Source organism: Kosakonia sp. SOY2 (assembly GCF_027109175.1).
In the GTDB taxonomy this organism is placed as follows: Bacteria; Pseudomonadota; Gammaproteobacteria; order Enterobacterales; family Enterobacteriaceae; genus Kosakonia.
Map to the genome: position 1 here is coordinate 2,572,099 of NZ_JAPVXH010000001.1, position 23,674 is coordinate 2,595,772.

Here is a 23,674-nt window from a genome sequence, read left to right on the forward strand (position 1 = left end):
GAATCACCATGTTTAGTCTCGACAATGTACTTGAGGATCTCTGGCCACAGGCCAGGCCAGCACCCTGGCAAAAAAATCTGCTCAGACGCCTGCTCTATGAGCAAGAGTTTCAGCAGTTCGCCGCGCGCCACCCCCACCTGAAAGGGCTGGATATGGTGGAACAAGTACTCGAACATCTACAAATCCGCTGCACCGTTCCCGCTCACTGCCTCGAACAAATCCCTGAACATGGCCCGCTGGTCATCATTTCCAACCATCCGACAGGCACGCTCGACGGGCTGGCGCTGATGTACGCGGTTTCCCGCGTTCGCCGCGATGTGAAAGTGGTCACCAACCGCATGCTGACGCACCTTGAGCCGCTAAGTTCACTGTTTATTCCGGTGGATAACATGGGTGGACGTACGCGTAAATCCTCATTGCAGCAAATGGAAAACCATCTGCAAGGCGGCGGCGTGTTGATCTTCTTCCCGGCCGGGGAAGTTTCGCGCCTGACGCGCAAAGGCATTCGCGACAAAGGCTGGCACGCCGGGTTTATTAAACTGGCCAGCAAATTCCGCACCCCGCTGCTGCCGGTATGGATTGACGCGCGCAACAGCGCCCTGTTCTACGCCAGCGCGATGGTCTCTAAAACGCTGCCCTTTTTACTGCTTATGCAGCAGATGTTTCGCCGGCGCGACAGCGCGCTGCCGATCAAAATCGGTGAACGTATTCCCTGGGACAGCTGGCACACGCCGCAGCTCGCGCCGCGCGAGCTGGCCGATAAGTGTCGCAAACATGTCCTGCGTCTTGGCAAGGGATTGCCCGGCCCCTTCAAAACCGAGTGCGCCATCGCACGTCCGGAAGAGCGCATTACGCTGCGCCGGGAGCTTAACAACGCCGAATGCCTCGGCCGCACCGCTGATGGCAAGGTCATCTATCTGTGGCAGCGTAAAGGGCAGGAAGATGCGCCGCTGCTGCGCGAACTGGGGCGACTGCGTGAAATCGCCTTCCGCGCGGTGGGCGAAGGCAGCGGTAAACGTCGTGATACGGATAAATATGACGACGATTACCTGCATCTGATTTTGTGGGATGAGGCCGATCTGGAAATTGTCGGCGCTTACCGTTTTATGCCAACCGCGCAGCAAATGGCGGCGCGCGGCGTCGAAGGGTTATACAGCTACAGCCTGTTCCATTACGACGATCGCATGGCAGATGTGCTGCGCCACGGCATCGAACTGGGGCGCAGCTTTATTCAGCCGCGCTACTGGGGACGTCGCGGGCTGGATTATCTGTGGTCGGGTATTGGTGCCTATCTGGCGCGTTATCCGCAGTATCGCTACCTGTTTGGCCCGGTCTCTATTTCCGGCGGTATGCCGCCTGCGGCGCGTGATCTGCTGGTGGCGTTCTACCGCCTGTGGTTCCCGGCAACCTGGCCGCTGGCGTCATCGCGCCGCCCGTGGCCTGCCAGCATGCCGGAAGTGCTGGCGCAGTTTACCGGCGATGACTACACCGAAGATCTGACGCGGCTGAAATCGCTGCTGGGAAACCTGGGCTGCGGCATTCCGCCCCTGTATAAACAATATTCCGAACTGTGTGAGCCAGGCGGCGTGCAATTTATTGATTTCGGCTGCGACCCGGATTTCAACAACTGCGTGGATGGCCTGGTGCTGGTGGATTTAACGCACCTGAAAGCAAACCGCTACGAGCGGTATATTGCTGCGCATCTGCCGCAGCCGGAAACAGAAACGGCATAACGTAAACCTGCACAAAATACAAAAGCCGTCGCGTTATGCGTGACGGCTTTTTAACGGATCCTGTCAGCCATGCACCAGCCGCAACTGTGCTCGTCGGCTATTTAAACGAGGGTTGTCGGTAAAAATGACATATAAAATGGGTCGCCAGGCCATGACGTCCTCCTTTGCTAAATATCATCCTGGGTTTGGCTGAAAATTATTGTGTCAAACTAAAGTGCCAGACAATTCAGGTCAACCCATTATTCCGGATTAGATTTAACATCAGGTTATTACGCTAATGATATGTGTTGCATCTCACAAAAAAAGAAATAAATCACGCTGTAAAATCAACATGTTAAGTTATTGTGAATTACGCCATTTAAATAACATATCATCACTTTAATTAAAGCCTGATATGACAAAAAAGGGTTAAGAATAGTCGGATTTAAATTTCCAGTTATTCCCTATAACATTTCCAGAAACCGGGCTATCGCCTTTTTTTATTAATCCGTCGGCAATTAATTTCACCTTAAGCAGCATATTCGCCAGTTTCACCATTGCAGGGCAGCCTGCACCAGAATCCGATCTGCCACGGTGCAAGCCATGCATCATTTCAAAGCCATAATTATTTAACCAATTAATTAATAAAGGAATATATCTTTTGGCACCGCCTTTGCACATTTACTGCTAACTGTATTCAATGGCGAGGCAGTAAAGCATGAGCACACAAACGACACTAAAAAGAACACTGGGCAGCTTCCGTCTGTGGGGCATTGCCGTCGGGCTGGTGATTTCAGGGGAGTATTTTGGCTGGAGCTATGGCTGGTCACAGGCCGGCACGCTCGGCTTCTTGATTGTCGCACTGTTAATTGCCGCGATGTATTGCGCCTTTATCTTTAGTTTTACCGAGCTGACCACTGCCATTCCTCATGCCGGTGGCCCTTTCGCTTACGCGTACCGCGCATTTGGGCCAACGGGCGGGTTTATTGCCGGTTTTGCCACCTTAATCGAGTTTGTTTTCGCACCTCCGGCTATCGCAATGGCGATTGGCGCGTACCTGAACGTGCAGTTCCCGTCGCTGGATGCGAAATGGGTGGCGTGCGGCGCATACCTCATCTTTATGGCGCTGAACATTCTCGGCGTCGGCATTGCCGCGACGTTTGAGCTGATTGTCACCCTGCTGGCAATTTTCGAACTGCTGGTGTTTATGGGCGTGGTGGCACCGGGCTTCTCCTGGGGCAACTTTACCGCCAACGGCTGGGCTGGTGCAGAGAGCTTCAGCAGCCTGGCGCTGCCGGGCATGTTCGCCGCGATCCCCTTCGCCATCTGGTTCTTCCTCGCCATTGAAGGCGCTTCTATGGCAGCGGAAGAAGCTAAAGATCCGAAACGCACCATTCCGCGTGCACTCGGCGGCGGTATTCTGACCCTCACCGTGCTGGCGGTTGGCGTGATGATTTTTGCCGGTGGCGTTGGCGACTGGCGCACGCTGTCGAACATTAACGATCCGCTGCCGCAGGCGATGAAAGTAGTGGTCGGCAACAGCAGCGGCTGGCTGCATATGCTGGTGTGGCTCGGCTTGTTTGGCCTGGTGGCATCGTTCCACGGCATCATTATGGGTTATTCACGCCAGATCTATTCGCTGGCGCGCGCGGGCTATCTGCCGGCAAGCCTGGCAAACCTCAACCGCAAAACCCGCACGCCGCATCTGGCGATCCTCGCCGGGGGCGTGGTCGGGATTGCGGCGATTTTCTCCGACTCGCTGGTCACCATCAGCGGCATGCCGCTCACTGCCTGTATTGTGACGATGTCCGTTTTCGGGGCTATCGTTATGTATATCACCTCAATGGCCGCGCTGTTTAAGCTGCGCCGCAGCGAACCGGAACTTGAGCGCCCGTTTAAAGCGCCTCTGTTCCCGTACACACCCGCGTTTGCGCTGGGCATGGCGGTGCTCTGCCTGGTGGCGATGGTCTGGTACAACACGCTGCTGGCACTGATCTTCGCGCTGATGATGCTGGGCGGCTATATGTGGTTTCGTAAAACGGCGCACGCGCGTGAACGTGCCGAGATGGATCCGCAACTGCGGGCGCTCTCCTGAGGAGACGGAATGTATAAAACCACGCTGGCTCACCGTACTTATCAGTTCGACAGCCTGAAAACGTTGATGGCGAAAGCCTCCCCGGCGCGATCCGGGGATGTGCTGGCCGGGGTGGCGGCGCAGTCGGCAGAAGAGCGGATGGCGGCGAAAATCGCCCTTGCGGATGTGCCGCTGCGCGAGATCCTCGCCTCTCCGCTCATCCCGTATGAAGACGATGAAGTGACGCGGTTAATCATTGATACCCACGATAGCCGCGCGTTTGCCCTGATTGCCCATCTGACGGTGGGCGAATTCCGCGACTGGCTGCTGGCCGACAGCACCGATACCGCCACGCTTAGCCATGTTGCCCCGGCGATCACCCCGGAAATGGCTGCCGCCGTCAGTAAGTTGATGCGTAACCAGGATTTGATCCTCGCTGCCAGCAAATGCAGCGTGATCACCCGCTTTCGCAACACCATTGGCCTGCCCGGCCATCTCAGTGTGCGTTTGCAGCCCAATCACCCGACTGACGATCTGAAAGGCATTGCCGCCAGTATGCTCGATGGCCTGCTGTATGGCGCGGGCGACGCGGTGGTGGGCATCAACCCGGCCAGCGACAGCCTGCCGGTACTGCAAAAGCTCAACCACATGATGGCAGACATCATTGAGCGTTTTGACATTCCTACCCAGTCCTGCGTGCTGACGCATGTCACTAATACCATCCAGTTGATTGAACGCGGCGCTCCGGTTGATTTGGTGTTCCAGTCGGTGGCGGGGACGGAAGCCGCTAACAGCGGTTTTGGCATCAACCTGGCGCTATTGCAGGAGGCGCATGAAGCGGCGCTGAGCCTGAAGCGCGGCACGCTGGGCAACAACGTAATGTATTTTGAAACCGGCCAGGGCAGTTGCCTCTCAGCTAACGCGCATCACGGCGTCGATCAGCAAACCTGCGAAGCGCGCGCTTACGCGGTGGCACGACATTTTAACCCGCTGTTGGTCAACACCGTGGTTGGTTTTATCGGCCCGGAATACCTCTACGACGGCAAGCAGATCATCCGCGCCGGGCTGGAGGATCACTTCTGCGGCAAACTGATGGGGCTGCCAATCGGCTGCGACGTCTGCTACACCAACCACGCCGAAGCGGATCAGGACGATATGGACACGCTGCTGACGCTGCTGTGTACCGCCGGGCTGACCTTCCTGATTGGCGTACCGGGCGCGGATGACATCATGCTCAATTACCAGAGCACCTCGTTCCACGATGCGCTCTACGCCCGCCGCCTGCTGGGGCTGAAACATGCGCCGGAGTTCGCCGAGTGGCTAACGAAGATGCAGATTATCGACACCCATGGACAGTTGCGCCTGACCGGCGCTAACCACCCGCTGCTGACCGTTATGCCACAAGGAGCACACGCATGAATGGACCCGATGCCTGGACACTGCTGCGTGAGTTTACCGATGCCCGCATTGCGCTGGGGCGCAGCGGCGCAAGCCTGCCGACGCGGGAGGTGCTCAACTTTGGCCTCGCGCACGCCCAGGCGCGTGATGCCATTCACCAGCCGTTCGACAGCGAAAGCCTGGCGCAACAACTCCATGCGCTTGGCTTAAAAACGCTGGATGCGCACAGTGCCGCTGCCGACCGGCATATCTACCTGAACCGCCCGGATCTGGGCCGCCGATTGAGTGATGAGAGCCGCGAAACCCTTGCCGCACATCGCCCGCCCGTGCACGATCTGCTGCTGGTGATTGGCGACGGGCTCTCTTCCCACGCCGTACATCGCCAGTCAGTCGGGCTTATCACCGCCCTGCTGCCCTATCTGGACACGCTGGGCATTTCCCTGGGGCCCATCGTGCTGGCGCACCAGTCGCGCGTGGCGCTTGGCGATGACATTGGCGAAACGCTGGGCAGTAAAGCGGTGGCGATACTGATTGGCGAGCGTCCGGGGTTATCCTCGCCGGATAGCCTCGGCGTCTACCTCACCTGGAAACCCGCGCGCCAGCGCATTGAATCCGAGCGCAACTGCATCTCTAACATTCGCCCGGAAGGGCTCAATTACGAGGCCGCCGCGTTTAAGCTCGCCTGGCTGCTGGAACAGGCATTTCTGCGCCGTCTCACCGGTGTGCAACTGAAAGACGAAAGCGACAACCCGGCGCTGCACGGGCGCGTGACACCCCGTATTACGAGCTGATCTCAACACAGAGCGCTGGCGTGACGAAGCGCTCTTTCTCCCCCCGTCATCTACACTCTTTACGTTATTTACGGCGAACCCGTGGAGGGCGTATGGAGAAAAAAAGCAGCGCTGACGCAGAGCGAACATGGCCCGTGAAAGATAACCCCTTCTGGCTGCATGTTGAAATGCAGGTGCAAAAATGGGGGGCGATAGCGCTTATCGCCATTGTGATTGCCGGGCTGTGCGGGCTCTTTTCACAAGGCTGGCTGAGCAAAAAAACGGCGACCAGCGCCGATCACCGTCTCACCGTCGAGTACGACCGCTTTGGTCGGCTACAAAGCGATCTGGATATGCAGATAACCGCCAGTGCTACGGCCGACAACCACATCACTTTCACCCTGGGCGGCGATTTCATGCACGATTTTGAGATCCGCACCCTGCAACCACAACCGCTCAACATGTTCAGCCGCAGCGGCGAACTGGTGCTGGAATATACCCGCCCCGCCGCCGATAAACCGCTGACCGTATGGCTGGGGCTAACACCGCTCGGCGTCGGTAACAGTACGCAGCGGATTGCAGTGAATAACGCCCCCCCGCTTACCCTGACGCAGTTTATCTGGCCCTGAGGAGAACGCGATGGACATGGTATTACGCGCGATAGCTATCTATCTGGTACTGATGGTGGTATTCAAAATCGCCGGGCGCCGGGCGCTGCTACAGATGACCTCTTTTGATCTGATTTTGCTGCTGATCATCAGTGAAGCCACGCAACAAGCGCTACTCGGTAATGACTTCTCCGTGACCGGCGCGGCGCTGACCATTATCACGCTGGTGGTGGTGGATATCTTATTTGGCACGCTGAAGAAGTATGTCAAAGGGGCGGAAAACCTGATCGACGGCACACCGGTGGTGTTAGTGGAGAATGGTCAAATGCTGGAAAACAAAATGCGCGAAGCCGATATCACGCGCGACGACATTATGGTGTCAGCACGAAATAACCAGGGCATTGCCGATCTGGCGGAGATTAAATTCGCCATTCTTGAGCGCAACGGCCATATCTCGATTATTCCCAAAAACTCATCATGACTTTTCGCTCGCTATACTTTGCTTACCGAGTCACAACCGACCTTACGAAAAATAGCCTATGAATGAAGATATTACCTTAACGAACAACATGAATGCGCTGCTCTGCCTGCCTATCCCGATGCTGGCAGCGCAGCTGGGTGAGTTGCTTACCCAAAAACAGCTGCGCGTTACCACGGCGGAATCCTGTACCGGCGGACAAATCGCCACCGCACTGTGCGCCGCAGGCGATACGCCAGCCTTCTTTGGCTGCGGGTTTGTTTCGTTTACCGATGAAGCGAAAAGTACCCTGTTGCATGTCAAACGCGAAACGCTGGCGCGCTGGACGGCAGTGAGCGAGCAGACGGCCAGCGAGATGGTGCAAGGCGCTTGCGCGGTCAGCCATGAACCGGTCGGGATTGCGGTCACCGGTTATGCCGGCCCGGATGGTGGCGAAGATGGCACGCCGGCCGGAACCGTGTGGTTTGCCTGGGCGCTACCGGGACAAGCGCCGATCACGGCGCTGCGCCACTTTGCCGGGGATTGCGAAAGCGTGATTGAGCAGTCGGTGAAATATGCGCTGGCAACATTAATAACGTTATTAAACCGCTAACCTTTTCACTCCGCCGCGCGTCGTTATGTCGCGCGGGGCCATTTCGACCATCACGCGGTAAATCCTCACTCATCAGGCCGCACAGCGTTACGTCCGCGATACCGTGGCAAGCAGGGAGCTTAATTTGGTATTCCACCTGCCTGGTGTTACGCCAGGCTAACAGTCCCCCATCCTCTGTTGCGCCACGCCGAAGCGCCTTGAAAAGCCGCGCCAACACTCACACGTTTCTGTGATGCGCTACGCTTGGTTAATAAATAAAAATCTGAGCGAGGAGCCGCCCATGAACGACACGCAGACCCTTTTTCCACGCCGACAGCCGCATGCAGACCCGCAAGATCCGCACCTTTTCAACTGGGCGAAAAACGCGGTACTGGCCAGCAAAAACGCCGTCATCCATGTGGAAAATGAAGCGCAGTTGCAGCAGGTTATTGCCGCCGCTGCCGGGCGCGTGCGGGTGATGGGCAGTCGCATGTCGCCAGGGCGCATGCTGAAACTGAGCCAGCCGGGCGATACGCTAATTGATATCTCTGCGCTGCACGGTGTGCTGGCGGTGGATGACGACAGCGTAACGTTTGGCGCCGGGACGCAGCTGCACGAAGTGTTTGAACTCCTCAGCGTCATGAACCGCATGCTGTACGCGTCGCCGGGAGTGATCGATTCACAAACGCTGGCAGGCGCCATTTCAACGGGGACCCACGGCCAGGGCATGCAGCAAAGCTCGCTGGCGGATGAAGCGCTGCGTATCCGGCTGGTGGATGCTGCCGGGCAGATCCACGAGCTTGACCGCCAGCAACCCGCGTTTGCCGCCGCGCAACTGGCGCTCGGCACGCTGGGGGCGATTACCGCCGTCACCCTGCGCACGCGCCCGGCAACGCTGTATACCTGCTTTAAAAGCGCCAGCAGCGCCGGGAATCTTGCGCAAGACTTGCTTAGCTGGAACCAGCAGTGGGCGTTCAGCAAAACGTGGTGGTTCCCGGATGAAAACAAAGTTCACACCTGGAACGCGCGCGAATCCACCGCCGATGAAATGGCGCTATGGCGCGATAATCATGGTGATCTGGTGGAACGGGAAGAGACCGACACGCAGATGAACGACACGGTGGAAAAAACGCTGGAGCAGATGCATGACGACACCAATATTGTTGATGAAAACGGCAAGCCGTTTCGCACCGTAACGCGCTTTAAAGACTTTTCAGATGTGATTGGTGATATCTACCAGGTGTTCTGCCGGGGTATCGCCACGCCGCAAATCAATATTGAGATCGGTATTCCACTGGCGCGTGCCCCGGCGGTGATTGCGCGCATTAAAGCGTGGCATCAGCAATCGCACCCGCATATGCACTATCCGATTATTTTGCGCTGCACCGGGCCTTCCGGAGCATGGCTAAGCCCGGCCTGGCAGCAAGCGACCTGTTTTTTTGGCTTTGTGGTCTATTACGCCGAAGACGGCTCGCTCTCTGAAGAAGGGCTGGCGTTTCTGCGCGCCGCCGAACAGTTGCTGGCAGAAGAAGGCGGGAAGCCGCACTGGGGGAAATACTTCGATCCGACGTTATACGACTGGCCCGCGCTCTACCCGCAATGGACGGCGTTTCAGGCTATACGCCAGCGTTTTGATCCGCAGGGCAAATTTCTCAACACCTTTATGACGGAGCTGTTGTCATGAGCGCCGCATTCGCCTGGGTAACTCTCCTGACGCAGCCAGATTACCTGCCGGGTGTAGAAACACTGCACCGTTCGCTGCGCGCCAGCGGTTCGCCGTGGCCGCTGGTGGTGATGGTTACCGACGCCATTGACGACAGCACGCGCCAGCACCTGAGCGCCCAAGGCTGCAAAGTGCGGGAAGTGCCGGTTATCGGCCCCGATCCCACGCTTGAAAGCCGCTATGCAAACGCCCGTTTTGCCGACGTGTGGAGCAAACTGGCAGTGTGGACGCTTGAGGAATACCAGCGAGTGGCGTTTCTCGATGCCGATATGCTGGTGCTGCAAAATATGGATCACCTTTTTGAACTGCCACTGGCCGCAGGCACCATTGCCGCCTGCCATGCCTGTCGCTGTAACCCTAACCATATCGAAAGCTATCCGGCGAGCTGGCGGCCGGAAAACTGCTATTACAGCTGGTGTACGGACGCGCAAATGCATGCCAACCCACCGGCGTCGCTGGATAACTACCTGAACGGCGGGTTTCTGCTGCTCACGCCGGATAATGCCCTTTATCAGCAGATGATAGCGAAGCTGGCTGAGAAAGCCGATATTTCGGGCTATGTTTTTGCCGAGCAGGATTTTCTGAACGAAGTGTTCCGCGACCGCTGGCTACCGCTGCATTATGGTTATAACGCCTTAAAAACGTTGCCGCTCCAGCATCCGCAAATGTGGGATTTAGCGCAGGTAAAAAACCTGCACTTTATTATCGATAAACCCTGGGAAAAGCGGCCCGAACCCGGTGACAAGGGATATGAACTGCATCGATTGTGGTGGAAATATGCGTAACCGCCGATGAGCGCGCCATTGCCGGAACGCGAACATGCCGCGCCTTTTGCGTTTACCGTTCCGGCCAATGATGTTCCTGCGCGGCGGCCAACAGCCAGTCGCGAAAGGCGTGGCAAAGAGGTTCTAACAGCGCCGATTTATCGTAAATCAGCAGCATCCCGCCGCTGTTCTCCAGCGGGTGCAGGATACCTTCACTCCCGGCCTGCACCGTGCGGCGAAAAGCAAAATCGATCCCTTCCCTTTTCAAATCAACGTCCCGCGTAGTGGTAGTGATAAGCACCTCGGCATGCGGGTAATAACGTTCAAAACCGCCAAGCCTTGGCAGCAACCAGTGCATGGCAAACTCCGTTGAACAACTGACGCTCACACGGCGGTGCGCCGCCGCGTCAATTAACCGGTGGGTGGCTTGTGAAATCTGATGAAAAGCAGGCTGAATAGCCCGCAGGTAAATTTTCCCTTCCGGCGTCAGCGTCAGCACGCGCGAACCGCGCATAAACAGCCGTACATTAACCCAGGCTTCCAGTTTGGCAATCTGCTGGCTCACTGCGCTGGCGCTGATGGATAATGCCGCTGCCGCCGCTTTCATACTGCCGTGTTGAGCGACAGCATTAAAACAGATGAGCGCCTGCAAAGGCGGTAAGGTCATTGCCGATCTCCGCATCAGTTAAGTCACACTAAACTTTAGCAAAAATACGGCTTCATCAGCCAACAGTGGCGTTTATCAGACCAAGAGAAAAAGCGGCGGCGTGTCCCCGCCCGGATGCGGGATCACCTCGCCCCCGGCACCGTACCACGGCGCGATAAGCGGTGGCTGAATCACCTGTTCCGGCGTGCCTTGTGCCACCCATTTTCCCCGGTGTAACAACAAGATCCTGTCCGCCCACCGCGCAGCAAGGTTGAGATGGTGAAGCCGTGCGCAAACAGGCAATTTGCCACTCAATGTCAGCCGCAGCAGCAGGTGCAGCGCCTGCTGATGATGGTAAAAATAGCGCGCCGAAGTTGGTTCATCCGCCTTCCGGGCCGTCATGATGCCCACAGCGGCGCGAGGCAGGATGGCTTGCGGTGCCTGAAGCCAGATGTGCGCGCCAGAGTATTGATAAGAAACAGAGCCAACCAGCAGGCGTCAATTTGCGTTCGATAAACAAACCAGGCCGTTGAGATACGCGCGAGTCTCTTCAAGGTGTTGCTGTAACAAACTGAATAATAAATAAAAAGGCCGCCGTAGCGACCTTTTTATTTATTTCTTCACCGGTTGGGGTTTTTTATCCCCCGATTCCGGCGCTTCACGAGGGTCATCTTTTTCAACGTTGAACACGAAACCTCCTCTCGTTGCCTTCAGTTCACTCACTATAGATCCTCCGCTGTTATAGAGGCCAGGCGGCAGGCAAAAAAAATACCATAAGGCCCGGTAGCCGCTGCGACACCGGTTTGGTTGTAAACGCCTGATGGATGAAATGCAGACAAATCATCAATAACATCAATGTGTTAACGATAAAAAAATTCATTCGAAAAGATCGGTTTATTTCATCGCAACTCGCTGTTTTATAGCGATTTTCGTGTTGAAATTTGCTAATAATTAGCACGCTTATTGTTAGTAACGAAAATGCAATTGCATGCCTTCAGGTACAACGCGGATTTGCCGGGCCTGAAGGTTATTTTTTATTCGTTTTCAATGCGCTAAAAATTATTCTGATCGTTTTCGTAAAAACGAATGGCTGAAAGTTTCCTGTCTCTTTCAGCGGCATAACTTGAAAAGAAGAGTTCTCCGCGTTGAAGTAGCACAAGGCCGTTAGAAAGGTGAAAAGGATTTATTGATTATTGCCTTTTGGGGGTTGTTTGCGGCTGGCCATTTTATGCACAAGACGTTTCTTGTAAGGTGGGAGACGTAAATCAACTGCTTCGGTAAAATTAATGGCAATTACTTCGGCAGGATGGTGAGAATCTTCAATTAAATGAGTAGATAAATGCTCAGATAAATCTTCAGGTAATGTGCATATCCTCTCACCCTCATCATTATTTTTCGAACTCATTAATACCTCTATCTTCTTATTTTCAAAACAGTGTTAATTAAAAAAAACGAGCCGTTTCCGGCCCGCTGTCGTTCTGAACTTTACAGATAATAAAAAGAACTAGCGAAACGGCTATTTCTGGCCGCCGCCGTGGCTATTTTTACCACCTTTTTTACCGGCTTCGGATGCACGTTCGGGGTCATTTTTAAAATTACCACCGCTGTGCTGACCACCTTTACGCCCCGCTTCTGACGCTTTTTCACGATCTTCAGCGAAATTACCGGAACCGCCTCTATGTTCGGCCATGTTATATCTCCACATCTCGTTTTCGATATAATCGATACGGTTAATAACCCATATCAATCGCGTTGGAGTCTTAAGTCTGGCTATTTATCACGATTAGTCAATTGATCATCCGAAAATATATCAATATAAAAACAACAATCTTTAAAGAAATATTTAAACACATATGTTGCATTAAAAATAAATCTTTATAGTTATAAGCGGGTTAGTAAAATTTCTCTCGCCTAATAAAAGGACAGATGTGATGAAATGTGTAAATAAAATGGTAGGGATAAATATTCTGTGCACACTTATCTTATGACGCACAAATATTATGGAGATAAATCATGCATACAGAACATCAACGATGCGCAGAAGCCTGTTATCAATGCGCTGCGGCTTGCGAACACTGTGCGCTTTCTTGCCTGCAGGAAGAGAATATCGACATGATGCGTGAGTGCATCAAGCTGGACGTACAATGTGCCGCCCTGTGCCGCCTTGCCGGTCAATTCATGGCGCTGGAAAGTAAACATTTACCCTCGCTGTGCCGGATTTGCGTCGATGTGTGCAGAGCCTGCGCCGAAGAGTGCAGCCGGCATCAACATCAGCACTGCCAGCAGTGCGCTAAACGTTGCCGGGCTTGCGCACAAGCGTGCCTGCAAATGGCGGCGTGAAATGCGCTGAGAAAAGGGGGCGCATTGCCCCCTTCCTGTTTTATCCATACCAGGTGTTTATCAGCGCAAACCCCAGCGCCGTCATTAAAATCGATCCCGTTACATGCACCAGCACCGAAGCCAGCGCCCACGCATAGTTGCCCGTTTGCAACCGGGTAAAAATCTCCAGCGAAAAAGTGGAAAAGGTGGTCATGCCACCACATAAGCCTGTGGTGATCAGCAGCCGCAAGTTGGGATCCAGATGCGGCTGGCGGGTAAAGAGCGCCAGCGCGCCGCCAATAATCAGCCCGCCGAGTAAATTTACCAGCAGCGTGCCGGGCGGCAGATTGGGAAACAGCGTATTTAAACGAATCGCGAGCAGCCAGCGGATCACGCAGCCTGCAGAACCACCGATGATTACGGCAAATAAAGATTTGAGCATGTTTTTCCTCATCAACAAAAGTGCGAGGCATGCAGGGAACACAAAAGGAAAACGCCCGACATGCCTCATGACAGAGACATACCAGGCGTCATCAGCTTCTCAGAGAAGCGGTTGGGTCAGGTGGAACGCCATCACCTGAGCACGCATTGTTGACGATTTCACACGTTCGGGCAAGTTACAGTAAGCCTAAGTGTTCAACCAGAATTGAGCTGCCGATACAGATAAGCACAACACCGCCGAGCACTTCCGCCCATTTACCGATCGCCGTGCCAAGAAAACGCCCCAGTAGCATCCCGGTGGTGGCCATGATGGTGGTCGCAAGGCCAATCATCAGCGCCGTCGTCACAATGTTCACATTGAGAAACGCCAGACCGACACCAACGGCCATCGCATCAAGGCTGGTAGCGATAGCGGTGGTGACCAGCAACCAGAAACCGTGGCGGCGCGGCGCTTCGGCTTCTTCATCCGCAGTTTTACTCACTCCTTCTTTCATCATGCGCACACCAAGCACAAACAGCAGTACAAAGGCTATCCAGTGATCCCACTGCATAATGTACTGGCTGGCGGCCAAACCTGCGGCCCACCCAATAATTGGGGTGATGGCTTCAATAACACCAAAAATCAACCCGGTGCGTAGCGCTTCGCTCACCGGCGGACGTTTTAACATCGCCCCTTTACCGATAGCGGCAGCAAAAGAATCCATCGACATGCCGAAAGCAAGAATACTTATTGCGTAAAAACTCATTGCTGACCCCTAAATGCCCACAGGCGAAGGCAAAAACGCAGACGCTGCGAAAAGAGCGGCAAGAATGCCATAGCCGAATAAAAAACGCAAAAATTACTTATTAATCATAAACATATAGATATTGCTATGTTTTATAGCGCTGGCTATGTTGTACGGCGCCCCACTCATTTGGCTGGTGAATTGAAAGCGATGTGGCATTTGATTTTGTTATATTATAACATTTCACTTCGTAACAAATGATAACCAGGGAGCGCAATATGATCATGAAGAAATCAGCCTTTGTACTTGGCATGGGAGTGCTGCTAATGAGCGCGCCAACGTTGGCGCATGACCACCACCACGGCAAACCGCTTTCAGAAGTGGAGCGTAAAGCCAGCGAAGGCATTTTTGATGATAAGGACGTAAAAGACCGGGCATTGTCCGATTGGGACGGAATCTGGCAATCCGTGAACCCGTATCTGCTAAGGGGCGATCTTGATCCGGTGCTGGAGAAAAAAGCAAAACAAGGCGGTAAAAGCGTTGAAGAGTATCGCGCCTATTACCAAAAAGGTTACGCCACCGATGTAGAAATGATTGGCATAGAAAACAACGTAATGGAATTTCACGTTGGCAAAACGGTCAATTCCTGCCGTTATGATTACGCGGGCTATAAAATCCTGACTTACTCCTCCGGGAAAAAAGGCGTGCGTTATCTCTTTGAATGTAAAGACGCGCAATCAAAAGCGCCAAAATATTTGCAGTTCAGCGACCATATTATCGGCCCGCGCCAGTCGCAACATTTCCATATTTTTATGGGCAACGAATCGCAAGACGCGCTGTTAAAAGAGATGGATAACTGGCCGACATATTATCCGTACAATATGACTAAAGCGCAGATTGTTGACGAAATGCTCCATCACTGATGGTTTAACCGCGGGCGAAAAATCCTTTCTCCCGCGGATGGTCATCCTCAAACGCATTGTCCACCATTCTCTTAACCGGCGCTCCGTTCGTTCTGGCTGGCTTTCAAGGCTTCCGGTGGGCACTCCTGATCAAAATTTCCGCCTCGGCAGAATAATGGATCAGTGCAAAAGTGGCGATTTATACCCTCTCCTCAGTGGAATATGCACTCGATAACCTTACACAGCTTGGTTATTTTAATAATCGAAATATAACCAGATGAGATAAAAAATTTGCCCCAGTTCAGCAGATTTATGAAGGTGGCTTAGCGGCAGTCATCAGTAATGTTAATAAACTTATCGTTGTAGATGATGAACTTGCCTCCTATACCTCGCAGCGAATCATGACGTACGCTTTCGCCAGGACGCAGATACCATGCCTTGCTGTCTTCTTCTTTTGTTTCACAATGTGGTTTCGCCAGTAGCTTAAACCATGTGTTACCACTGTTTTTTACGACGCCAGTTTGTGAGTCATAATCCCATTTGAAATTTACTTGTCGGGGTCGGACGACCAAAATCGTCTCCAGCACGATAACCGGCATTATGCTAACGGCGTTGCTTTTACCACTTCGTATGAGACGATTTTGTGGTGGGATTTCAGCAAATGCCACACGATAGTAACGCTCAATATTGTCTTGAGGTCCCCGATAGTAAAATTTAAAAAAATTACCTTCGCCCGGTTGTAATGTGATCTGGCGTGGTGAAAACAAAAGCTGGCCGTCTGTTAAGCTATGACGGATCTCATGCTCGCCGGGACGGTCAATGGCTGTAATCGAAATACGATACAGGCGCGCTTGTTCATTATTATTAACCACATATTTGCTAATCATTTTTTTATCTGCCGCCATGGAAAAAGTCAGATGCCCGACGGAAATAGCGTTTGATGTTGCGGATAGTCCCGGTAAGAGACAAAAGCAAAGAAGAATCTTTAATATCAATGCCATATAGCCTTCACGCGGATTTCTCCTGATGCGCTGACCTCACCGAACCAATCATCACCAGCGATAGTCTTTTGAGATTCAGGGGCATCCATATTGATTGAGAATGTTAAATTGGTTTTATTCATTACGCCGGAGCCTAGCGCAGGGTCGTACCATGGTGTGGAGAGCCACAATGCGCTGGTGATGTCATGCCATATAGAATCATCGCACCCGACGTCATAGGCTACTGACGCACCGGACTGATTCAAAAAAGACAACGAAGCAGGAAATGGCACTTTTATTTGCCCATCACTGGACGAAAAAATGCAGTATGGCCGCCCATTAATTGACTGTCCTGGACCCGCTACACTCGCCAGCACTTCATCAGCGGCCGTTTTCCCATTGGTAGTTACGATATATTCAAAATCCAGCGATGGCTTGCCACTACCGACCAGGCCCTGTCGATATGGTGCTTGCGAAAAATCTTTTGAGATAATACTTACGCTAAAATCGCGCGGTTTTATTATGAGCTGGCCAGATGTAGACATCTCATACCACCCGGATTCCAGCGCAACAGCATTACGGAAACGGAAATTAAAAAGATCCCGACTATTTATATCACTTATCCCAAGATTCACCATTTGTTTGAAAAAATTGTTTGATAAAAAAAGATAGACTGAATTGGACTTTTTCAAATCATTAAAATTATAGGCATAAGTGGTACCGCTGACCCCTTTCCAATCCTGCCCATTGAGACTGAATTGCATATCATAAGTACCAATCGCTGCCGACAATGCTGCATGATTAACTGAGGGGAAAATAGTAATAGAAGTATTATTCACGCCATTAGTTTGTAAGGTATAATTCAACATCTTACAGGCTAACCCGGAACGTGAACCAATAACCTGCAACTTACAGTCAGAATTCCCCTCCCCAATTGTTGGCATACCATCACTATTGATAAATACTTCCGAAAGCGAGTTGGTATTTAAGAATTTAAGATGTGCGCCTTTGGTGAAAGAAACTTTACGCACATACCATTGCCCACTCGACATTTGTACACAGCGCTCACCCGTCCCTGGCGAGTAATTAACATCTGTTTGGCATGTGTTGATGGTCATTGAAAAGTTGTCTCCAACAGGCATCTGGCGCAGATACTCATAAAACGTGTCAGACATCATCCCATGCATCCAGGTCGTTCCACCCGCCGGGACAGTGACACCATAAAAACCATCCGCATCCGTTAATATTGGCGGAATTAAGCTGGTTATCATATCGCAGCCTGAATACCAGTTAATACATCGTAATCCCAATAAAGGGTACGAAATGGGGCTATTTTCAATCCACATATCGAAATGCCAGCCGTGATTAAGAGGCGTATTGTAACCGTTATCAATATAGCCAAGACTCTGTTGATATATTGTGCCCGAACCATTATATTTCAGCCCGGTCCAACGATTTGAGCCCGTCATTCTTGGATCCAGAACTCCCGCAGGCGTCACAAAATAGTTATCATCGGTATCATTTTCGACAAAAACGTATTCGCGTGTTGCAGCATCGCCCCATACCGTTTTGTTTACCGCCGCTTCACCGCGACAGATAAACATAGCAGCCATGAAAAGAATTAATAGCCTTAGAAGATTACCCCGCATTTTTCGTACCTGGCCGTAGAGTGCTGACATATGATTTCAATCCCTGACAAATCACATCCCCAACCCAAACAGCACCACGTACGTTACTGAGTTCGAGAGCAATTTCGCAGCTTTCATCGCTTCCGTATTGGAAATCAATGACTGGATATTTTTTATCAATATCCATAATAAACTCGCCGTGTTCATCGGTATTGGTACGCCCAATATGATTACTGATACGAGCATGGGTAAGCAATGAGCCATCTTCAGCACGAATTCGGCCAAAAACCGTCACCATTTGCTTGACTTCCGGCCTCACAATAGCAACGTTGCCGGGGTATAACGTGAGCTTACTTTTCTTACCCGCAGAAATATCATAGCTATCTAATGAATCCTGGCTATTCATAATTTCAATTTCATAGCGACTGTAGGGATGCAGCGGAATATAATTTTGTTTTCCCGTCAACTGAAAATTTCGACCATTAATTTTAGCAATTAATTTCCCATCATTTTCCATATCAGTCCGCAATATAACACCTGAATCACCATCATCTTTACCGCTAAGCGCAATTTCATCCCCTTGCCAGCCAAAACTGCCGTTGGCTGACAGGTTAGTGTTGATATATCCATCGACACCGCGATTGATATTTAGCGTTCCGGAAGAGAAACGGGTTTCATAGTTTGTCCATACACCTCCATTAAGGGTTTTATCATCCCCTGCACGGCTACTTATTGCGCGAGAAAGATCGGCTCCCACCCCACGAATAACACCATCATAAAATTGTTTTTGCGCAGATAGGTTCGCCATAGTGTTACCATTTTGATGGGCCATACCTGCACGCAACCAATTACCCAGCGGCAAAGATAAATCCAGTGCTATATATTTTTCAGTTCCATTATCGCGATAGCCATTCTGGTAACGCTGTATCCCGGCACGCAAGCCAAGTGTACCCAGCGAGCCAGTGAAGATCGTCTGTGAATAATCACCTGTGTAATAGTGATTTCCATAAAGAAGATCTTCGTTATAACTACCACTCAATACGCCCAACTTTGACCATAAAGCATTCAGATTGATTGAGCCGCCAATAGCCCGGTTATTCGCATCGCTATGGCGTAATGTATTGCCGGTCATTGTTTTTTCCTGGCTAAGCCAGAGAGAAGAAAAACCACCCGGTAATGTTGCATTAATACTGTAAATACTGCTCCATGAGCGATCACTTGCCACCATATTTTGTAAGTTCAGCGATAATTTTTCCGTAACAGGCCAGGAGAGCTGTGTTTCACCAATTGTGAGTCCGTTATAACTGTAACCCGATGCTGACCACCCCAAGGTGCCAGCGCTGCCGGATAATGAGGCCCCTACCAACATGCTTGCTTTATGGCCGTCTTTTTTTTCAGAACGGGAACGAAATTGATGTGCATCCATCAATATTCTCCCGCCCCAAAACTGCCAGCGTAGCGGCATCCCTGTGCTTCGGTAGCGTGAAAAAATTTTGTTCACACGCTGTGTCGTTTTACTGGTAATTCGCCCATTGACCACAATTTCGACATTGACGTCATAAATACCGTATGGCAATCCACGCGTATCGACTTCATGGTTCCCCATGCCGAAATTCTGTACGCTAAGCAGCTTCCCTTCACGGTAGATATGAACCTCACCCGCAGCTGGCAGAAAGACAATAACAGGCGTGGCTGATTGGGCATTATCAAAAACGGTGGACTGTGCCTGATTTCCCCAGGACACTCCATAAATTTTTCCAGCGGCGATCCCGGTAATGGGGCCAAGCGACTGAATATTCCAGGCATCCAGCATCCCGGCGGCAAAGCGATGACCGGCAAAGTCGCGTTCATACATAAATTTATATAAAGCGCTCTGCCTATTAGACGTACCGATACCATAGAGCGAGCCATCAACCGCAATATGGTGTTCCCGTAATGATGTCACGTTACGATACGAGAGAAAGTTAGAGGTACTGCTACCACCTGCACGCATCTGGTTGTTATAAACACCCAGGTTATAGTTCAAAGTACCGCTCACTGCGTCTGTGCTTGATCCACCAATATCTTCGCTGCGAGAATGCAATACCATCCCCATAGCTTCCTTATTGACAATTAGTTGCAGCCGTAGCTGATGGAGGTTTAACTGAAGCCAGGCGTCGCTGGTTACCGCAACTTTGAGTTGCTCGTCAAACTTGACCTCTGTTATCGCAATCAGTTTTTGCTGCGTATTTTTGTTCAGAGTGGCATTTCCCTCGTGATCTTCGAGCTGAATCTGTCCAACTCGTAATTGGTAATCATCCAGCCAAACCGAAGCATTTCCCACGCGTTGATCGCTACGCGTTCCCTCTGTGCCATTCAGGTGTAAAAAGAGAGGAATTTTCATACCGTCGCGCAGTGCCAGGGTAAAAGCCTCAGGAATAATAATACCTGCGATCTGTTTAATTTTTGATGTACTTCCAGCGGTCGAATTAGCCACACCCAAAAAAAATAATGTACTGCACGTGATTAATTCCTTTAATCGAATTTTCATTACTGGAAAAGCCACAAATCGCCCCGTAAAAAAAGTTATTTAATCGGTACGAATTGATCGGACTGCCATAGAGCAACGTGTCCTTTTTTATTCGCGACATTCACCCGGGAAAAGATGCGGGATTTACCCGGCATCACATAATAATTTTCACGACAACTCTCTCCATCTTCAATTTTCTGACATGGACCATAAGCAATTACGCGGAGAGTTGCATTACCATTATTAATAATTTTCCCATCACGATAATGATGTGAAAAATTCACCTTACGTGGGACTACCACCAGGATCGTACTGATACGAGCAGACGCAGTCGCGACGGCATTTCGCTTCGATCCATTCTCCGTAGCATCGCTTAAAGCCTGATCAAGCCAAACAATACGATAATATCTTTCTTTATCATCCTGTGGCCCGTGGTAAAAAAAACGAATAACTTCTTTACTATTCGCAGGCATTAATAAACTTCCTGGCGTAAGTAATAGCTCGTTTTCATTATCCATCGGGAGCGCTACACCATCATCAAGTGGAGATGATACTTTTTCGATACGAACGTTAACTAAACGTCCGGTAGTCGTTGTATTTTTAATTTCCTTACTCGTAACAGAACGATCACTGCTGATAAATGTAGAAATATCTCCAACATCCAGTGCTCGAGCAGAAAAATTAAACACTAAAAAAGCAAAGAAAAGTATAAAAACATTCCTCATGAAACACCTTTAATATTAAACAGGGGAAACGTTAAAGCCTCCCCGATTTATATTGTCAAGAGTTAACTGGTCCAGGTTGCATCAAATTGAACACTAACATCACCACTCCAAATCCCTTCTGGTAGCTGGTTAAGGTCTGTTTCTGGAGTGGTACCATCAGATGTGGCACCAATAATAGAAAACGTAAAATCGTCCTGGGCCGTGGTACGTCCGGCCTGGGCAAAGTTATTAGACAATGCGCTAAGATTTCCCCCCTGAATGCCTGCAGAAGTATCAATCATGACAGTAGGTGTAGTTTTATCCAGAGCTGCCCCCAAATATTTCACACCAACGTCGAGTGTTGATCCAGAACCATCAAGCTGTGTCAGCGTATTGGCAACCAGACGGGAAGTAAGTTTAAATTCTTGTGCAGAAGTGTCGCCTTCAATCGCCACATCAAAGAGTCCTTTTTGTTCATTAAATCCTTTAATCCCTTCAGCATACTGAAAGGACAAAGAGCCTAGCGGTGTTACGACAAGCTTACTGGTCGTGTCTTTTTTTGCTGTGGCAGCCCAGGTTGCAACCGCCTGCGCTGTTGTATCTACAGCCATGGCATTTCCCATGCCGAGCGCAAGAATAAAAGGAATAGAGAGTAAATTACGCTTCATTCTGTCATCCGAATAATATGGTTAGAAATATTAAAAATCGTATACATCACTATTAACAATCACCATCGCTAACAATAAAAAGCGATTAATAATGATTGATAATATCCAGCTTAAAACATTAAAAAACAAACAACGCTGATAAATTGCCGATTCATTGTACAAATGAAAATGCATTTTTCAGACCAAGAGCCTATCACTGGCCTTTGACACAAAAAATATAAAATATATTATTAAGATAAAAAATAAGAAAGTAATGTCAAAATTAAAATCTTAAATGCATTCTTAAATACTCCAGATAACAGCAACCAGAACTTCACATGAACATTCAGGAGAAAAAAAACTGGCAAACGCTACTAAAATGAGAACATCGCTTCATGAGGTTTCAATAATATTGGTGATGGACCTGGCATGATTAATTCATCACCAAATAATATGACTAACACCACCCAAAAGAATGATTAAAATTCACATCTATTTTCTGAGTAATTTCCTTACCAAAACCCATATGTTACTGTGAGATATGCACGCAAAAGAGCCTTCAAATAAGCATTGAAGATGTATCACGACTCTCGTTGAATTAATACCGGCCACAACCGCAGCGTCGTGTCGATAATCTGCTGCAGCTTATCCAGACTGGCACCTTCGCGCGCGCTGACCGACATGCCATGAATAATACAGCTTAAAAAAAGCGCGGTGGTTTGCACATCTGTTTGCGACGGAATCTCACCACGCAACTGGCGTTGCAGCAAAAAAGCCAGCAGCGTTTGCTCCTGCGCCGTTTGCCGTTCCCGGATAGAGTCCGCTATCGGTTCCGATGAAGCGGAAACCGTAGCAGAAGTATTGATCAAGAAGCAGCCTGCCGGAGTATCACTACCGGCAAAACAACTGGCTAGCGCGTGCAGATAATCGCGCAACGCCTGCTCAACCGTTTTCTCTTCGCAGAAAAGCGCGGCCCTGTGTTTGGCAGAAAAGCGAGCCATATAGTGATCAAGCGCGGCTCTGAACAATCCCTCTTTATTGTTAAATTCCGCATACAGCGTCGGTGCTTTTGCGCCAGTGGCTTCAACCAGGTCTGCCAGCGATGTAGCTTCATAACCCTGCTGCCAGAACAGCATCATCGCTTTATCCAGCATTGCGTCCCGATCGAAAATTTTTGGCCGTCCGCGACCTTTTCTCGTACAGCATGTGACGTCGGTTGCCATTGTTCCTCCCTCGTTCACATCAATTTAGTTAATAATCATTATAAAAACATTACAAAGCGGCTGACCAGCGGAAATTTTTCGAAAAAATACACGACATATCCATTTGAATAATAAGTTATTTTAAATTATTTAAACGATCATTATAAAAATAGTATTGACGAGTGATGCAGATCACATTTATGATTTACCTATCGATCGTTAAGTTAATGCTTACGACCTCACACAAATCCAGATTCAGAAGGCAAAATTATGAAAACCATCAAATCCCTGATCGCCGTCGCTGTACTTAGTTCCCTATCTTTCGCAAGCGTAGCCGCCGTCGAAGTGCAGTCCACTCCGGCTGACCAACAAAAAGTGGGCGTGATTTCTGCCAATGCCGGCACCAATCTCTCCTCTTTGCAAAGCGAACTGGCGCAGAAAGCCGATGAAATGGGCGCGAAATCGTTCCGTATTACTTCCGTGACCGGCCCGAACACCCTGCACGGCACCGCGGTGATTTACAAATAAACGCTGCCGCATAAAACCGGCATTCATAACAGATGTTGAATCGGGCGTTATCGCCCAGCACAAATAAAAATTTAAGGAATAACATTATGAAAACCATCAATTCACTTGCTGTCGCTACTGTGCTTTCCGTCCTCTCATTTGGCGCTTTCGCTCAGAGTGTAACCGCCACGGCGTCCACGCTTGACGAGGCGGAATCCTTAATTGCTGCCAAAGCACAGCAGGCAGGCGCTTCATATAAAATCATTGAAGCCAACACTAATAATAATGTTCATATGACGGCTGAACTGACCAAATAAGTCTGCCGTTGTCGAACAACACACTCTAAGCGCCTGCGGGCGCTTTTTT

27 protein-coding genes and 1 riboswitch are annotated in these 23,674 nt (G+C 50.6%); of the genes, 13 read left to right on the forward strand and 14 right to left on the reverse strand.

Going from position 1 to position 23,674, the window contains the following annotated elements; all coding sequences use genetic code 11:
- Window positions 1-8 precede the first annotated feature (8 nt).
- On the forward strand, window positions 9-1,733 hold the full coding sequence (locus tag O3S68_RS12240; RefSeq protein ID WP_269231598.1) for a lysophospholipid acyltransferase family protein: 1,725 nt from the start codon (window positions 9-11) through the stop codon (window positions 1,731-1,733).
- A gap of 408 nt (window positions 1,734-2,141) precedes the next feature.
- Here O3S68_RS12240 and O3S68_RS12245 read toward each other — a convergent pair whose 3' ends face one another.
- On the reverse strand, window positions 2,142-2,393 hold the full coding sequence (locus tag O3S68_RS12245; RefSeq protein ID WP_141402818.1) for a hypothetical protein: 252 nt from the start codon (window positions 2,391-2,393) through the stop codon (window positions 2,142-2,144).
- A 37-nt stretch (window positions 2,394-2,430) separates the two neighbouring features.
- On the opposite strand from O3S68_RS12245, the gene eat reads away from it, so the two are divergent.
- From eat to O3S68_RS12285, 8 genes are all read left to right on the forward strand, one after another.
- Complete coding sequence (gene eat, locus O3S68_RS12250; protein WP_269231599.1) at window positions 2,431-3,807, forward strand: ethanolamine permease; 1,377 nt, start codon at window positions 2,431-2,433, stop codon at window positions 3,805-3,807.
- A gap of 9 nt (window positions 3,808-3,816) precedes the next feature.
- Window positions 3,817-5,205, forward strand: coding sequence for an ethanolamine ammonia-lyase subunit EutB (locus O3S68_RS12255; RefSeq protein ID WP_269231600.1), 1,389 nt, complete (start codon window positions 3,817-3,819; stop codon window positions 5,203-5,205).
- Window positions 5,202-5,975, forward strand: a complete 774-nt coding sequence (gene eutC, locus O3S68_RS12260) for an ethanolamine ammonia-lyase subunit EutC (protein ID WP_269231601.1) — start codon at window positions 5,202-5,204, stop codon at window positions 5,973-5,975. The genes O3S68_RS12255 and eutC overlap by 4 nt, the downstream gene beginning before the upstream one ends.
- A gap of 92 nt (window positions 5,976-6,067) precedes the next feature.
- On the forward strand, window positions 6,068-6,583 hold the full coding sequence (locus O3S68_RS12265; protein WP_020456705.1) for a hypothetical protein: 516 nt from the start codon (window positions 6,068-6,070) through the stop codon (window positions 6,581-6,583).
- Between the two features lie 10 nt (window positions 6,584-6,593).
- Entirely contained in the window at window positions 6,594-7,043 is a 450-nt protein-coding gene (locus O3S68_RS12270) for a DUF421 domain-containing protein (RefSeq protein ID WP_017458803.1), read from the forward strand.
- 58 nt (window positions 7,044-7,101) lie between these two features.
- A complete protein-coding gene (locus O3S68_RS12275) occupies window positions 7,102-7,632 on the forward strand; it encodes a 2-oxo-tetronate isomerase (protein WP_020456704.1) in 531 nt (176 codons plus the stop codon).
- A gap of 280 nt (window positions 7,633-7,912) precedes the next feature.
- A complete protein-coding gene (locus O3S68_RS12280) occupies window positions 7,913-9,295 on the forward strand; it encodes a D-arabinono-1,4-lactone oxidase (RefSeq protein WP_269231602.1) in 1,383 nt (460 codons plus the stop codon).
- Window positions 9,292-10,119 (forward strand): glycosyltransferase family 8 protein, encoded by an 828-nt coding sequence (locus O3S68_RS12285; RefSeq protein ID WP_269231603.1) that lies wholly within the window; start codon window positions 9,292-9,294, stop codon window positions 10,117-10,119. Before O3S68_RS12280 ends, O3S68_RS12285 begins: the two co-directional genes overlap by 4 nt.
- Before the next feature lie 52 nt (window positions 10,120-10,171).
- Here the strand turns inward: O3S68_RS12285 and O3S68_RS12290 are convergent, their stop codons facing one another.
- The 5 genes from O3S68_RS12290 to O3S68_RS12310 all read right to left on the reverse strand — a co-directional run bounded on the left by O3S68_RS12290 (window position 10,172) and on the right by O3S68_RS12310 (window position 12,434).
- Complete coding sequence (locus O3S68_RS12290) at window positions 10,172-10,765, reverse strand: LysR family transcriptional regulator (protein WP_097406323.1); 594 nt, start codon at window positions 10,763-10,765, stop codon at window positions 10,172-10,174.
- A gap of 75 nt (window positions 10,766-10,840) precedes the next feature.
- Window positions 10,841-11,146, reverse strand: a complete 306-nt coding sequence (locus O3S68_RS12295) for a hypothetical protein (protein WP_442913123.1) — start codon at window positions 11,144-11,146, stop codon at window positions 10,841-10,843.
- Between the two features lie 210 nt (window positions 11,147-11,356).
- Window positions 11,357-11,434: a hypothetical protein gene (locus O3S68_RS12300; protein ID WP_244173025.1), complete on the reverse strand. Its 78-nt coding sequence runs from the start codon at window positions 11,432-11,434 to the stop codon at window positions 11,357-11,359.
- 493 nt (window positions 11,435-11,927) lie between these two features.
- On the reverse strand, window positions 11,928-12,149 hold the full coding sequence (locus tag O3S68_RS12305) for a hypothetical protein (RefSeq protein ID WP_269231605.1): 222 nt from the start codon (window positions 12,147-12,149) through the stop codon (window positions 11,928-11,930).
- Between the two features lie 111 nt (window positions 12,150-12,260).
- Window positions 12,261-12,434, reverse strand: a complete 174-nt coding sequence (locus O3S68_RS12310) for a general stress protein (RefSeq protein WP_020456698.1) — start codon at window positions 12,432-12,434, stop codon at window positions 12,261-12,263.
- A 323-nt stretch (window positions 12,435-12,757) separates the two neighbouring features.
- Here O3S68_RS12310 and O3S68_RS12315 point away from each other — a divergent pair, with 323 nt between their 5' ends.
- Window positions 12,758-13,084 (forward strand): four-helix bundle copper-binding protein, encoded by a 327-nt coding sequence (locus O3S68_RS12315; RefSeq protein WP_071925260.1) that lies wholly within the window; start codon window positions 12,758-12,760, stop codon window positions 13,082-13,084.
- Between the two features lie 40 nt (window positions 13,085-13,124).
- Here the strand turns inward: O3S68_RS12315 and crcB are convergent, their stop codons facing one another.
- Both crcB and mntP read right to left on the reverse strand, forming a co-directional pair.
- Window positions 13,125-13,505 carry a fluoride efflux transporter CrcB gene (gene crcB, locus O3S68_RS12320; protein WP_020456697.1) on the reverse strand — a complete coding sequence of 127 codons (381 nt, stop codon included), beginning with the start codon at window positions 13,503-13,505 and terminating at the stop codon, window positions 13,125-13,127.
- A gap of 75 nt (window positions 13,506-13,580) precedes the next feature.
- Window positions 13,581-13,650: riboswitch (Fluoride riboswitch) on the reverse strand.
- A gap of 30 nt (window positions 13,651-13,680) precedes the next feature.
- Window positions 13,681-14,250, reverse strand: coding sequence for a manganese efflux pump MntP (mntP, locus tag O3S68_RS12325; protein WP_269231606.1), 570 nt, complete (start codon window positions 14,248-14,250; stop codon window positions 13,681-13,683).
- 257 nt (window positions 14,251-14,507) lie between these two features.
- Between mntP and zinT the strand changes: the two genes are divergently transcribed.
- Window positions 14,508-15,152 (forward strand): metal-binding protein ZinT, encoded by a 645-nt coding sequence (gene zinT, locus O3S68_RS12330; protein ID WP_269231607.1) that lies wholly within the window; start codon window positions 14,508-14,510, stop codon window positions 15,150-15,152.
- A 302-nt stretch (window positions 15,153-15,454) separates the two neighbouring features.
- On the opposite strand, the gene O3S68_RS12335 is transcribed toward zinT, so the two are convergent.
- From O3S68_RS12335 to O3S68_RS12360, 6 genes are all read right to left on the reverse strand, one after another.
- The gene (locus tag O3S68_RS12335; protein WP_269231608.1) at window positions 15,455-16,132 is read right to left on the reverse strand and encodes a fimbrial biogenesis chaperone; all 678 of its coding nucleotides are present in this window, start codon (window positions 16,130-16,132) and stop codon (window positions 15,455-15,457) included.
- Complete coding sequence (gene ecpD / locus O3S68_RS12340) at window positions 16,123-17,760, reverse strand: fimbrial adhesin EcpD (protein ID WP_269231689.1); 1,638 nt, start codon at window positions 17,758-17,760, stop codon at window positions 16,123-16,125. Before ecpD ends, O3S68_RS12335 begins: the two co-directional genes overlap by 10 nt.
- Complete coding sequence (locus tag O3S68_RS12345; RefSeq protein WP_442913139.1) at window positions 17,750-20,269, reverse strand: TcfC E-set like domain-containing protein; 2,520 nt, start codon at window positions 20,267-20,269, stop codon at window positions 17,750-17,752. The genes ecpD and O3S68_RS12345 overlap by 11 nt, the downstream gene beginning before the upstream one ends.
- Before the next feature lie 35 nt (window positions 20,270-20,304).
- Complete coding sequence (locus O3S68_RS12350; RefSeq protein ID WP_269231609.1) at window positions 20,305-20,973, reverse strand: hypothetical protein; 669 nt, start codon at window positions 20,971-20,973, stop codon at window positions 20,305-20,307.
- A 62-nt stretch (window positions 20,974-21,035) separates the two neighbouring features.
- Entirely contained in the window at window positions 21,036-21,620 is a 585-nt protein-coding gene (gene ecpA / locus O3S68_RS12355) for a common pilus major fimbrillin subunit EcpA (protein ID WP_045509370.1), read from the reverse strand.
- Between the two features lie 560 nt (window positions 21,621-22,180).
- Window positions 22,181-22,822: a TetR/AcrR family transcriptional regulator gene (locus O3S68_RS12360; protein ID WP_269231610.1), complete on the reverse strand. Its 642-nt coding sequence runs from the start codon at window positions 22,820-22,822 to the stop codon at window positions 22,181-22,183.
- Between the two features lie 249 nt (window positions 22,823-23,071).
- Here O3S68_RS12360 and bhsA point away from each other — a divergent pair, with 249 nt between their 5' ends.
- A complete protein-coding gene (gene bhsA / locus O3S68_RS12365) occupies window positions 23,072-23,329 on the forward strand; it encodes a multiple stress resistance protein BhsA (RefSeq protein ID WP_017458786.1) in 258 nt (85 codons plus the stop codon).
- An 86-nt stretch (window positions 23,330-23,415) separates the two neighbouring features.
- Entirely contained in the window at window positions 23,416-23,625 is a 210-nt protein-coding gene (locus O3S68_RS12370) for a DUF1471 domain-containing protein (RefSeq protein WP_017458785.1), read from the forward strand.
- Window positions 23,626-23,674: the final 49 nt, after the last annotated feature.